Origin of the sequence: Nocardioides sp. CPCC 205120, from assembly GCF_048654585.1 — a bacterium.
Classification (GTDB): domain Bacteria; phylum Actinomycetota; class Actinomycetes; order Propionibacteriales; family Nocardioidaceae; genus Nocardioides.
In genome coordinates, this window is sequence record NZ_JBMCYY010000003.1 from 390,218 (window position 1) to 403,161 (window position 12,944).

At 76.5% G+C, this 12,944-nt stretch carries 8 protein-coding genes; 2 read left to right on the forward strand and 6 right to left on the reverse strand.

Annotation, left to right across the window (positions count from 1 at the left end):
* Positions 1-9: 9 nt before the first annotated feature.
* From ACOACO_RS17870 to ACOACO_RS17895, 6 genes are all read right to left on the reverse strand, one after another.
* Positions 10-2,628: a hypothetical protein gene (locus tag ACOACO_RS17870; protein ID WP_420297640.1), complete on the reverse strand. Its 2,619-nt coding sequence runs from the start codon at positions 2,626-2,628 to the stop codon at positions 10-12.
* Positions 2,625-6,917 (reverse strand): FtsK/SpoIIIE domain-containing protein, encoded by a 4,293-nt coding sequence (locus ACOACO_RS17875; RefSeq protein ID WP_420297641.1) that lies wholly within the window; start codon positions 6,915-6,917, stop codon positions 2,625-2,627. Before ACOACO_RS17875 ends, ACOACO_RS17870 begins: the two co-directional genes overlap by 4 nt.
* Before the next feature lie 235 nt (positions 6,918-7,152).
* Positions 7,153-7,416: a hypothetical protein gene (locus ACOACO_RS17880; protein ID WP_420297642.1), complete on the reverse strand. Its 264-nt coding sequence runs from the start codon at positions 7,414-7,416 to the stop codon at positions 7,153-7,155.
* A 135-nt stretch (positions 7,417-7,551) separates the two neighbouring features.
* The gene (locus tag ACOACO_RS17885; RefSeq protein WP_420297643.1) at positions 7,552-9,297 is read right to left on the reverse strand and encodes a peptidoglycan-binding domain-containing protein; all 1,746 of its coding nucleotides are present in this window, start codon (positions 9,295-9,297) and stop codon (positions 7,552-7,554) included.
* 251 nt (positions 9,298-9,548) lie between these two features.
* Positions 9,549-9,818, reverse strand: coding sequence for a hypothetical protein (locus tag ACOACO_RS17890; RefSeq protein WP_277500262.1), 270 nt, complete (start codon positions 9,816-9,818; stop codon positions 9,549-9,551).
* 63 nt (positions 9,819-9,881) lie between these two features.
* Complete coding sequence (locus ACOACO_RS17895) at positions 9,882-10,733, reverse strand: hypothetical protein (protein ID WP_420297644.1); 852 nt, start codon at positions 10,731-10,733, stop codon at positions 9,882-9,884.
* Between the two features lie 140 nt (positions 10,734-10,873).
* Between ACOACO_RS17895 and ACOACO_RS17900 the strand changes: the two genes are divergently transcribed.
* Positions 10,874-12,193: an esterase/lipase family protein gene (locus tag ACOACO_RS17900; protein ID WP_420297645.1), complete on the forward strand. Its 1,320-nt coding sequence runs from the start codon at positions 10,874-10,876 to the stop codon at positions 12,191-12,193.
* 139 nt (positions 12,194-12,332) lie between these two features.
* A complete protein-coding gene (locus tag ACOACO_RS17905) occupies positions 12,333-12,938 on the forward strand; it encodes an ATP-dependent Clp protease proteolytic subunit (protein WP_420297786.1) in 606 nt (201 codons plus the stop codon).
* The last annotated feature ends 6 nt before the right edge of the window (positions 12,939-12,944 follow it).

A 12,944-nucleotide genomic window follows, 5' to 3' on the forward strand; every position in this document is an offset into this window, starting at 1 on the left:
GGAGCGGGGTCACGGGAGCGGGGTGCCCCGGCACCACGTCGCCTGCCGGGTGGTCCAGGTGTACGTCGCGCTCCTCGCCTCCGTCTGCCCGTTCGAGGCGGTGAAGACGACCTGGTGCTGGCGGGTGACGGGCTGCTGCTGACTGCCCCCGCCGGTGCCCGGGCGGCCGCACTCGACGTAGGCGATCGGCTCGTTGTACTGGATCGTCAGCGACGTCTCGCCGCACGGCAGGCCGTACGTCCCGTCGCTGCTCGTGTAGCTGCACGCGCCCCCGAACCCGGCCCAGTCGGCCGGCGGCGCGAGGGTCAGGGTGACCTCGCCGAAGCCCTCGTAGGTGATGTCGCCCCCGGTGTGGCCGGTGACGTGCTGGCGGCCCGCGCCCGGCAGGCGGGCAGCGCCCGATCCGCCCTCGCCGATGGTGGCGGTCGCCGCGGGCCCGTCGCCCACGGCGTTCGTCGCGTGCACGCTCGCCTTCGTGGTGCCGGGGTCGCACTGCTCGCCGCCCGTGTCGGTGCACGGGACCGTGAACGTCGCCGAGCGCGCGTCGGCCGGCAGCCGCTGCGTCTGCGTGGCGCCGCCTGCCCCGCCGCTGGAGAGCACGACGGTGTAGCCGGTGACGGCCGATCCGTACGCCTCGGCCTCGCCCCAGGTGACGGTCGCGGTCACGGACCCGGCGTCGTGGGCGCCCGTCGCGACGGACCCGCCGACGGCGGTCGGTGCGCCCGGGGGGCTGCTCGCCGTCACGGGGGCCGAGGGTGCGGACGCCTGGCGGCCGCCGTCCCCGACGGCGGTCACGACGAACTGCACCGGCTGGCCCAGGGGGACGGTCAGCCGGGCGGCGCGCTCGTTGCCGCCGACGCTGGCGAAGAGGGTGCCGTTGCCGACGACGGAGACCTCGAAGGCGGTGGCGGCGGGCCCGGCGTGGGCCCACCGCACCTCCGCGACGCCGTCGGCGACGAGGGTCGCGCTCACCCCGGTCGGGGCCTGCAGGGCGGCGGCGGGCGGCGTGGACGGCGGGGTCACCGGCGGGGTCGACGGCGGCGTCGACGGCGGGGTCGACGGCGGGGTCACGGGCGGGGTGGAGGGCCCGCTCGCGGGTGGCGTGCCGGGCGTCCCCGGGGTCGCGCCCGGGCCCCCGACGCCCGGGCCGCCACCCGGACCGCCGCCGGGTCCGCCCGGGAGGCCCGGCGCCCCACCGGGCGGCGGGGCGGTCTGCGGACCCGTGGGCAGGCCGGCCGGCGGGTCCGCCGGCAGGTCCGGGAGGTCGGTGGGCGCGCCGGTGGCCCGGCCCGTCGGCGGCGCGGGCGGGGCGGCCGGCGGGGTGGGGCGGTTCCCGCTCGCCGGGGGACGGCGGTCGCGGTCGGCCGCCTCCCGTGCGCCGGTGGCGGTGGCGGGCGGCCGCGTGGTCGCGAGCCGGGTGGGGGCGACGCGCTCGTCGTACCGGGTGAGGTCGTCGATGCGGCCGTCGGCGCGCACCACGAGCCCGGCCTGCGCCCCCGGCACGTTGACGACGAGGTTGCCGTCGTCGACGACGAGCTCGGCGTCGCGGTTGCCCGGGACGGGGATGTCGCGGGCGGCGCGCTGACCGGTGCGGTCGAGCACGACGATGCGGCCGTCGCCGTCGCAGGGCACGTAGACGAGGGCGCGGTGCACGGCCGGGCGGCCCGGCTTGCCGCAGCCGATGCCCCGCAGGTCCACCTCGCGCAGCTCGCCGGAGCCGACGATCACCAGGGATCCGGTCTGCGGCGCGGCGACGGGGGAGAGGTCGGAGGGGGCGTCGTCGGGGGCGAGGAGGGCGCCGTTGAGGGCGGGGGCGTCGGCGACGACGTCGCTGCCGGTGCCGACCTGCACGACGATGCCCGCGTCGGGGCCGAAGACGGTGACGCCGGCGGGGTGCGCGACGAGGACGGAGCCGTCGCCGGCGTACTCGACCTGCCGGCTGTCCTCGGTGACGAAGCGCCGCTCGCCGTCCGACCACCGCAGCTGGGAGAGCCGGCCGGTGGTGTCGATGACCCAGACGATGCCCTCGCCGTCGATGGTCGCGTCGGCGAGGCCCTCGGTGGCGACCCAGCGCTCGCCGATCGCGTCGGTGGTCGAGGGGTCGATGCGGGAGACGGTGCCGTTGGCGCGGTCGACGAGGAAGGCGGCCCCGTCGTGGAGGAGGAGGTCGGAGGCGTTGCCGGTGACGACGCGTCGCTGCCCCGAGACGAGCACCGAGGCCAGGTCGATCGAGAAGACCTCGCCCGTCGTGCGGTTGGTGACGAAGAGGCGACCGTCGGCCTGGCTGACGTCGAGGTCCTCGCCCGGCGCGCCCACCGCCAGCCGCTTCTCGGGCCGGCCGGTCGCGGGGTTGACCTGGATGACCTCGCCGGTCGGGTCGTCGCTGATCCAGGTGAGGCCGTCGGTGATGTCGACGACGGTGCGCGAGAGACCCTCGCCGAAGGCGAGCCCGGCCACGAGCGAGGCGGCCACGACCACCACCGACAGCTCGGCGCTGCCGCGCGAGCCGCGGCGGGCGGACCCGCGTCCGTCCGGGCGGCGTCGGCCGGTGGGCAGGAGGCGGCGCGCGCGGTCGAGCAGCGACCCGCCCGGGCCCGGGTCGGTCCCCGGTGTCGGCTGCGACGTCATCCCCGTCCCTCCTCGTCACCATCGCCGGCCACGAGCTGCGCGACCGTCGCGGCCCCGCCCTCGCACCACAGGCCTCGGCCCGGGCCCGCGAGCGGCTCCAACGTCTTCGTCGGCACGGAGACCCCGAGCACGTCGCCCTCGTTCCACTCCGGGTGGAGGAGGAACCCGCGGCGACGCTGCTTCAGGGCCGTGACCAGGCCCGGCTGGAGACCGGGTCGTCGTGCCTCGGCGACGTCGACCGACGCCACCAGGGCCACCCGTCCGGCGGAGGTCTCGAGCAGCTCCAGCAACCGGGTGCGGGCGGACTTGCGGGCGTCGTCCGTGCAGGCAGTGTCCCACCGCTGGACGTCGTCGACCACGGTCAGCACCCAGGAACCTTCCGCCCCGGGAGCGGCCGCGCCCGCCTCCGCGAGAGCCTCCTCGACGCCGGCCACGCCGTCCAGGAGGTCGTCGCACCACACCACCCGCGGGGGTACGTCGGAGCGTCGGGCCAGCTCGACGACCCCGCGCAGCGCGCTGGTGCGCCCGGTGCCGGCGCGCCCGGCGACGAGCACGGGTCCCGAGAGCAGGTCCACGGTGAGCACGGCGACCGCGTCGGCGTCCACCGCGAGCGGCACCCGGGCGCCGGTGGGCGCGGGCAGGGCGCCCGAGGGCAGGTGCCCCGGCATCGGCGGGACCGCCGCTCCGGCGCGGCCGGCGGTGGCCGGGGCCAGGCGGTCGGCGACCGCGCGGATGAGGTCGGCCTGCTGCGGCGTGCCCGCCCCGCCGGTGGTCGCGACCTGCAGGACCTGCTTGCCGAGCAGCCCGGTGCCCGGGGTGGTCTCGGCGTCGAGGACGTTGCCGGGGGCGCCGAGCATCAGGTAGTCGTCGCTCGTCGTCATGCGCAGCACGACGCGGCGACCGAAGGACGCCGCGATCGCGGTGGGGACACCGGTGCGGCCGGGGGCCGTGGCGATGACGTGCACGCCGACACGCCGGCCGTTCTGCAGCACGTTCTGGAGGTGCTCGACGTGGTCGCGGGCCAGGCCGCCGGCCTTCTCGAACGACTCCAGCAGTGACGGCAGGTTGTCGAGCAGGAGGTAGACCCGGGGCAGCACGTGCCCGGCGCGTGCCAGCTCCTCGAGGTCCGCGCACCCGTTGGCGGCGAGCGCGGCGCTGCGGTCGGTGACGGTGCGGCGCAGCAGCCGCACCAGGCGCAGGACGCGCCCCTGCTGCGTCTCGCCGACCACGGCCTCCACCGTCGGGAGGCCCGCCAGCGCCGACAGGCCGCCGCCCGCGTAGTCCACGGCGTACACGTACGGCGCCACCCCGTGCGTGCTCGCCGCGTCCCCCAGCGAGGCGGTGAGGGCGGCCGTGCGCAGCAGCTCGGTCTTGCCCGAGCCCGACGCCCCGTGCACGAGCACGTGGCCCACCGCGGACAGGTCGAGGTCGAGGCGGGGCTGGCGCTGGTGGGCCGGGTCGTCGATGCCGCCGAGGTGGAGGTGGCCCGAGGGCCGGGTCGCGGCCTCGCGGACGAGCTCGTCGGCGTCGAGCAGCAGCTCGGCCGGCAGCGGGGGCAGCCATGGCTTGGGCGGCGCGGGCACGCCGGAGCGGCGGAACGCGGTGACGATCGTGCTGACGCAGCGCTCGAGGTCGGTGCGGGGGTCGAGGCGCGCCTCGGTGGTGGTGTCGGCGCGGGCGGCGCTCGCGGCCGTGAACGCCCCGACGGTCACCGCCGCCCCCGTGCCGTCGATGGGCTGGCGCGCGCCGGTCCACGCGGACTGCACGAGCTCCGCCGTACCGTGCCCGGTGCGGCGCAGCCACGCCCGGCCGGGGGTGCGGCGGGAGATGTGCGCGGCGTCGGGGGCGTCGATGACGTCGCGGGAGTCGTCGGGGGCCGAGACGCGCAGCGCGATGCGCAGGTCGGTGTTGGCCCGGATGTTGCCGGTGACGACGCCGGCGGGCCGCTGCGTCGCGAGCAGCACGTGCATGCCGAGCGAGCGGCCGCGCTGGGCGATGTTGACCATGCCGTCGACGAAGTCGGGCACCTCGGCGGTGAGCGCCGCGAACTCGTCGACGCAGATGAGCAGGCTCGGCGGCGCGGCCTCGGGGTGCTCGCGCTCGAGCTGGGTGAGGTCCTTGACGCCGTGCTGCCCCAGGAGGTGCTCGCGGGCCGTGATCTCGGCGCCGAGCGAGGTGAGCGCGCGCTGCACGAGGGCCGGGGTGAGGTCGGTGATGTAGCCGACCGTGTGCGGCAGGTCGGCGCACTCGCGGAACGCGGCGCCGCCCTTGTAGTCGACGAGCAGGAAGCTGATGCGGCTCGTCGGGTTGTTGAGCGCCAGGGAGCAGATGAGGGTCTGCAGCAGCTCGGACTTGCCGGAGCCGGTGGTGCCCGCGACGAGGCCGTGGGGGCCGTCGTCGCGCAGGTCGATGGTGACCGTCCCGTCGATGCCCGCCCCGATCTGCGCCCGCAGCCCGCGGCTCGCGCTCCAGCGGCGCAGCACGGCGTCGGAGTCGTCGAGGTCCTGCAGGTCGCCGCTGACCTCGGGGAGCCGCACGACGGCCGGGATGGAGGTGGAGGCGGGGAGCACTGCGGCCTCGTCGACGTACGCCGTCATGGTGCGGGCGCTGCGCCACGCGTGGGCCAGCGAGACGGCGTCGGGGGAGTCGACGCGGGTGACGCCGCCGCGGTCGCCGACGTTGACGCTGCCGTCGGCGAGGTCGACGAGCAGGCTCGTCGCCGCCGGCACCTCGGCCCGGCTGCGTCCGAGCCACACGAGGTGCAGGCCGCGCTCCGCGGCCACGCCGGCCACCGCCTCGAGCGTGCGCCGGGGGATGCCGGCCCCCTCGTCGACGAGGCAGAGCGTGTGGCCGCGGGCGCCGTCCTCGCTGGCGAGGTGGTCGAGCAGCGCGGTCGCCGCGCCGGGCCCGACCGCCACGGGCGGCTCCCCGCCCACCCGGGCCGTCGCGTGCGGCAGCCACCGCAGCCACGTCTCGTGGTGGGCGCGGCCGCGGCCGAGGCAGGCGGCGACGGTGACGTCGGCCGGGGAGTGGTCGAAGGCGAGGCGCAGCACGAGGGCGCGCACGAGGTCGTCGACCTGGCCCTCCTGGCCGGTGATCGCCACCAGCGGGTGCGCGGTCAGGTCGGTGACGACCGGCATGTCGGGGAGGGTGTCGCGCTGCGCGAGGTCGGCGGCGGCCTCGCGGCGCAGGGGGCGGTCACCGCCGTCCTTGATGCTCCCGCGCAGCAGGGCCGGCACGGTGCCGATGCCGAGGCGGGTGTGGAGGAACGCCTGGCGCGTCTCGCTGCGGGCCCACAGGTAGGGGTCGCGGCGCGCCGCGCGGGTGCGCAGGGTCTCGGCGTCGGGGTAGTCGTCGTGGAACTGCTCGCGCTGGCGCCTCGCCTGGTCGTCGATGGTCGCGAGCAGCTGGTCGACGTCGGTGCGCCACTCCGCGGCCTCCTCCTCGAACTGCTTGCGCGCGGCGCGCTGCTGCTGGCGCCACCCGAGGTAGCCGAGCACCGGCCAGGCCAGCATGTAGACGAGCGCGTACGACGTGCGGGAGCGCGCGAAGATCGCCAGCCCCATGATCATCGGCAGCGCGAGCATCGCCCACGGCAGCGGCGAGGGCCGGTTGCGGTTGGGCGGCGAGGGCACGTCGAGCACCTCGTCGAGCAGCGGCTCCCCGAAGCGTGGCGGGCGGAAGACCGAGACGGCCGTGTCGTCGACGGGCACCTCGCCGGGGTCGACGACGACCGTCGTGCGCCCGAGGTGGATCGGCGTGCCCCAGTCGACCTCCCGGCCGGTGGTCACCTGCTCGCCGGCGACCGTCGTGCCGTTGGCCGAGCCCGCGTCGTACACGGTGGGGCGGGTGCCGAGCACGACCCGCACGTGCTGGGTCGAGACCAGCGGGTCCGAGAGCCGCATGGTGCAGGTCGCGCCGCGCCCGACGGTCAGCGCGCTCGAGCGCACGTGGAGGCGCTGGCCGGAGTCGGGGCCGTCGACCACCCGCAGCACGGCGCGCGGCCGGGCGGTGCTGCTCGCCCGGTGCAGCCACGAGGCGGGCGCGGTGACGACGTCGAGCAGGTCGCCCGTGCGCAGGCCGCACTCGGCGACGGAGCGGTCGGCGGGCCAGGGGTGGCCGCCGTCGACGGGCACGAGCAGGAGGTTGGCCTGGTGCGGCGCGAGGTGGCGCCCGAAGGCCCGGGCGAGGTCCGCGACCGTGGCGTCGTCCTTCGCGTGCACCGTCACGTCGACCGACGGCAGGCCGGACTCCGGCGGGGTGCTCAGCGAGAGCGTCCACTGCTGCACGGTCGTGGTCCTCCGGGTCGGCGGGGCGGGTCGGGGCGAGGAGCGGGTCGGGATCGGGTCGGGGTGGGGAGCGGGCCGGGGAGCGACGTTCCCCGTCGGCGGCCACCCGAACCCCACGGGCGGGTGACGGGCGGGTGCCGGGTGGGTGCCGGGTGGGTGCCGGATGGGGGTACGCCGCGGGGCCGCCGGCACGTGCCGGCGGCCCCGCGGTCCCGGGCGACCCGGGGGAGGTCGGTCAGGCCGAGACCTGCTCCTGCTCCTGCGCCTGGTTGTTGATGAGCGTGGCGAAGTCGTTGAGCTGCGCGACGACCTGGGTGAGCATCGCGCGGTACTCCGAGTTCCACGACGTGCGGGTGCGCTCGGCGTCGGGGCCGACCCACTCGAAGCTCTCGAGCGACTGGGTGAGACGGCCGGTCAGCTGCTCGAGCTCGCCGGCGCCCTGCGTGATCTGCTGCGCGGACTGACGTCCACCCTCGATGTCCATACCCTTCATGGCCATGGCGGTTCTCCTTCTCTTTCGTGTGTTCCTGCTCGGGTGCGGTGGGTGCTGCGGTGGGGTCCTGCGGTGGGGTCCTGCGGTGGAGCGGGCCGTGCGGGTCGTGCGGTCGGTGGGGGAGCGGGCCCGGTGCGCGGGTCAGCCGCCCATGCGCGAGCGGACGTGCGAGGTGGCCTCGGCCGCGGTGATGCGGCCGTCACGGTCGACGTCCAGCTCCCGGTTCTGGTGGTAGGCCTGCGTGCCCTCGGTGAACATCGTCTGGCCGGGCTCCATCGGGCGCCCGCCGAGCACGCTGGTGTAGACGTTCTCCAGCGTGTCGAGCCGTCCCCGGTGCGGCTCGAAGTAGCGCTCGACGTACGCGAGCTGCTCGGTCGGCGTCATCCGGGAGAGGGCCTCGGTGGAGGTGCCCAGCCCGGCCGCGGTGTCGGGCATGAACTGGATGAGCCCGGTGGCGCCGCTGCGCGGGTTGACGACGTCGGTGCTGAACCGGCCGCCGGTCTCGAAGCTCATCGTGGCGAGCAGGTGCTCGGGGGCCGCGCCGACGCGGCCGGCCACGGCCTCCACCTCGCGGAGGAACTCGGGCGTGACGTTGCGGTTGCCCTGCACGCCCTGGATCTGGTTGTAGTCGTAGCCACTGGGCGAGGTGAAGCCCGTGCCCTGCGCGACCTCCAGCGGGTGGTCGGCGCGCCAGGCCTCGTAGGCGGCCTGCGTGTTGCCGCCCCACTGGCCGTCGACGCCGCGGGTGTCGTAACCGGCCGCCGTGAGGCGCTGCTGCAGCTCGCGGACGCCTTCGCCGCGGCTGCCGCGCCCGTTCTCGCCGACCAGCTTCTCGATGGCCGCGTCGCCGCCGGAGCCGCGGCTCGCGAGGGCCGCGCCGCCCAGCCCGAGGGCGGCCGCACCGCCGGCGAGACCGGCAGCCGCGCCGTACGACGGACGGTCGCCCGAGCTCGTGACCGAGTCGCCCGTGGGGGCGGGGGCCGCGGAGGTGAGGGAGTCGGCGCCGGGGGTGGTGCTGCTCGCCGGGGTGACGTCGGAGGGGGCGGGGGCGCCGGCCGGCACCGAGGCGCCGTCGATGCTGCCGCCGCCGAGCGCCGGGGCCCCGCCGCCCGTGCCGCCGCCCGTGCCGCCGCCCGTGGGCGTGGCGCCGATGCCGCTGGCCTGGCCGAGGCCGCCGCCGGAGCCCAGGGCGCCACCGGAGCCGAGGCCCGGGGTCGAGCCCGAGCCGGCGCCGGAGCCCGACGTCGACCCCGGCAGGAGTCCGCCGATCTCCGGCTTGGCGCTGACGGGGGCCGGGGTGCCCACCCCGGAGCCCACCCCGGAGCCCAGCCCGGAGCCGGCGCCCAGGGAGGGCACGCCGAACGTGGGCGAGGTGCTGGCCGGGCTGGCCCCGATCGGCGTGGTCGTGGTCGTCGTGGTGCCCGGGATCGTCACCCCGTCGGCGCCCGTCGTGGTCGTCGAGGTCGTCGTCGTGGTGGTGCCGGGGGTGCCGGGCAGCAGCGGCTGCGTGGGGGCGATGGAGCCGCCCTGCCAGCCCGTCATCGGGGCCCGCGACTGCTCGGTCTGCAGCGGGCTGGTGTAGGTGGGGAGCTTCGAGAGGTCGACCGTCTCGCCGGCGCTGATCTGGTCCTGCGCCTCGGCGTTCGCGCCGAGCACCCGGGCGAACATGCCGAGGGCGGTGGAGATCTTCTGCAGCCAGGGGAGGACCTGGGTCTCGAGGAAGGTCGCGTAGGCCGCGCTGGCACCGCCGGTGAAGAAGGAGGCCGCCCGCAGCAGCGCGATGAGCGCCTTCACGAACGTGATCACCTGGTCGGTGACCTCCTTGCCGTCCTGGCACATCTGCGCGGCCTCGCGGAGCTCGTCGGTGTCCGCTCCGATCAGGGCCATGTCCCCTCCTCCTGCTGTCTGGTGCCGGGTGCTGCTCGTGTGGTGGGCCGCGGCGTCCGTCGGGTCGTCGCGCCGAGGACGCTAGGGCGGCCCGTCCACCCCGGTCGAGGGTCGGGCGGGTGGAAGGTTCCGCCCCGTCGAGGCCGCCCGCCCGGGGTGACGGCGACCCGCCGGCAGCCCCGGGACGCAGCGAGCCGACGGCCCCGTGCGGGGCCGCCGGCTCGGCGGTGGAGGTGGTCGTCAGGCGGGTGTCAGCGGCTGGCCTCGTCCTGGCGGTCGGCGTGCACGCAGAGCACGCGGCCCTGGTCCGACAGCGACTCGGACGCGGCGTTCGCGCTGGGGGCGAAGGAGCCCGTCCAGTCGGACTCGAAGCCCTGGCGGTCGGGGCCCTGCCACTTCAGGCCGCTGATCATGGCGGTGATGCTGGAGACGACGCCGGCGACCTGGCCGGCGTGCTCGCCCATGTTCTGGCCGACCTGGCGGGCGTACTCGGTGTCCATGCCCTGCATGCTGCTGCTCACGTGTCCTCCTCGGGGCGGTGCGCGTCGTGGCCACCGAGGCTAGGGACCGCGGGCGGGGCCGGCCTAGGGCTGCGCGGGTGGAACGTTCCGCCGCGCGGCGGCCCGCTCGACCTCGGCGAGGTCGTCCGCGGTGACGAGACGGACCTCCGCCGTGCGCCGACCGATGGCGAACCGCACGTTCTGGGCCCGGCCGCTGCCGGCGCGGAAGGGGTCGTCGCGGGGGCCGAACGCCAGCGCCGAGATCGAGCGGATGGCGTCGTCGACCCGCTGCGCCCGCTCGAGGTTCCAGGCGTAGCCGTGCCAGTGCAGCACCCGCTCGTAGATCTCGCGGTTGGACGGCGGCCGGGGGTAGTCGTCGGTGCCGGTCAACCACGGCTCGGCGAGGGCGAGCGCGACGTACCACTCCCGGCCGAGGCGCGGCAGCATCGGAGCCGGTGCGGTGGCGCCGCCGTCGACGTCGTCCTCGTCGGGCCGGGGCCGGGGCACGACGGGCCCGGTGCCGCTCGGGGTGACCTCGATGCTGACCGCCAGGTCGTCGTAGGTGCTCTCCCCGCCCGGGCCGTGGCGGCCACGCATGACGACGAGCTGGTTCTCGCCCTCGTCGAGCAGCAGCGACATGCCCTCGGCGAGCGTCACCCGGCGGGCGCCCCCGGGGGCGTCGAACAGGCTGGAGACCTGGGTCTCGCCCGAGCCGTGCCAGCGCAGGCGGGCGATCTCCTCGCCCACGATGAGCTCGCCGAGGACCCGGGAGACGTGGGGCGCGCAGCGGGGGAGCGCGATGGCGGTGACGCGCAGCGCGTTCTCGGGGCTGTCGTCGGGCACGGCGCGGTCGGGGGAGCGTCCGAAGAAGAGGGTCTCGCCGGACCCGAGCGTGACGGTGGGGAGTCCCGCCCCTCGCAGGGTCACGCGCAGCATGGGTGCGATCCAACCACAGCGCGTCCGAACGCAGGCCGAGCGCGGAATGACGTCCTGGTGGCGGCTGCGGGACCCCTCTCGGTGAACGGGTGTGCACTGGATCTCTTGACCGCGACCGGTGCCCGACGGACCCTGGGGACATGACCGTCCCGTCGCCCGACCCCGCCTCCGTGACCGGTGCGGAGCGGTTGCCCGCCGGTCCGCGGCTCGGCCGGTCCCCCCTGGCCGCCCAGCGGGCGGCGGCGGCCTCGCGCGAGCCGACGGTCCTCGACGCCCTCGCCCTGCTCCTCGAGGTCGCCGACGAGCTGGTCGTGCGCGGCGCCCGGGACACCCACCGCGCGGTCGCCGACCGCGCCCAGGGCCTGGCCGCCCGCCTCACCCTCGGCGCCGCGGACGGCCCCCGCCTCCTGCACGACGGCATCGCCGGGGGCGTGTACGGCGGGATCGGCGCGGGCCTGCGCGCCGCCGCCCGGGGTACGACGGCGCTCGCCGCCGGCGGTCGGGGTCCCGCGATCGAGGCGCACCCGGCCGGGCGCCACCTACGTGCCGCCGTCAACGGGCTCATCGGCGACCGCCTGGCCGCCGAGGACCGGCGGATGGCGATCCCGCTCGCGGTGCGCGTGGACGGGCGCGACGTCGAGCCGACGCGCCCGGCCCTCGCGGCGGCGTACCCGGACGCGGAGCCCCGGGTCGCGGTGCTGCTGCACGGGCTGGGGGAGAGTGAGGCGATCTGGACGCTGGGCCGCGAGGCGCGGGGCACGACGTACCCCGAGGAGCTCGCGGCCGCCGGCTGGACCCCGGTGCTGCTGCGGATGAACACGGGGCTCGGGCTGCGCGTCAACGGCGTCGCCCTGTCGGCGCTGCTCGCGCGACTGGTCGAGGGATGGCCGGTGCCGGTCGAGCGCGTGGCGCTCGTCGGGCACTCGATGGGCGGCCTGGTCGTGCGCGCCGCGTCGGCGGTGCGGACCGCGGGGGCCGAGGGGGCCGCGGGGGCCGCGGGGGCCGGGGACGCCCCGGGCTCGCGGGACTGGACCGAGCGGGTCACCGACGTGGTCACCCTCGGCACCCCGCACCGGGGCGCGCCGCTCGCCGGCCTCGTCGGCGACGGCAGCTCCCTGCTCGGCGGGCTGGCGGAGACCGGGGCGTTCGGGCGGGTCCTCGACGAGCGGTCGGTGGGCATCCGCGACCTGGTCGAGGGCCTCGGCCACGACGTCCCGCTGCTGCCGCACGCGCGCTACCGGCTGGTGTCGGCGACGCTGACCCGCTCGCCCCGGCACCCGCTGGGGCGCCTCGTGGGCGACCTGCTCGTGCGGGAGCACTCGGCCTACGGCCGGCGCAGGGGGGCCGACGACGTGTTCGCGGACGCCGACGTCGAGACGCTGCACGTGGGGGGCGTCGACCACTTCGCGCTCGTCAACCACCCCGACGTGGCCCGCGCCCTGGCCCGGTGGCTCGCGTGAGCGGCCGGTCGGCGGGGACCGGGGGCGGCTCGTCGCGCCCGGCCGGCGCCCGAATCCGCTGTCGGCGAACAGGGCCCCGAAACCCGTGGAACTGTCAGCGCTCCGGGCTAGTGTCGCGAGCGTGAACCAGAACCCACAGATGAACGGTGCCGCGGGGTTCAACCCGCTCGACGACCACATCTACTCCCGGCTGCTGCGCGAGCGGATCGTGTTCCTCGGTTCCGAGGTGCGCGACCAGAACGCCAACGCGATCTGCGCCCAGCTGCTGCTCCTCTCGGCGGAGGACCCGGAGGCGGACATCTTCCTCCACATCAACTCGCCGGGTGGCTCGGTCGACGCCGGCATGGCGATCTACGACACCATGAACTACATCCCGAACGACGTCGCGACCGTGGGCATGGGCCTGGCGGCGTCGATGGGTCAGTTCCTCCTGTGCGCCGGCGCCGAGGGCAAGCGCTACGCGCTCCCGCACGCGCGGATCATGATGCACCAGCCGTCGTCCGGCATGGGCGGCTCGGCCTCCGACATCAAGATCCAGGCGCAGCAGTCGCTGCACATCAAGAAGGTGCTGCTCGAGCTCATCGCCGAGCACACGGGCCAGAGCGTCGAGCAGGTGACCACCGACGCCGACCGTGACCGCTGGTTCACCGCGGCCGAGGCGAAGGACTACGGCCTGGTCGACCACGTCATCACGAGCGCCCGCGAGGCCGCCGACGAGGGCCGTCCGGCCCGGAAGAACGACTGAGCGAAG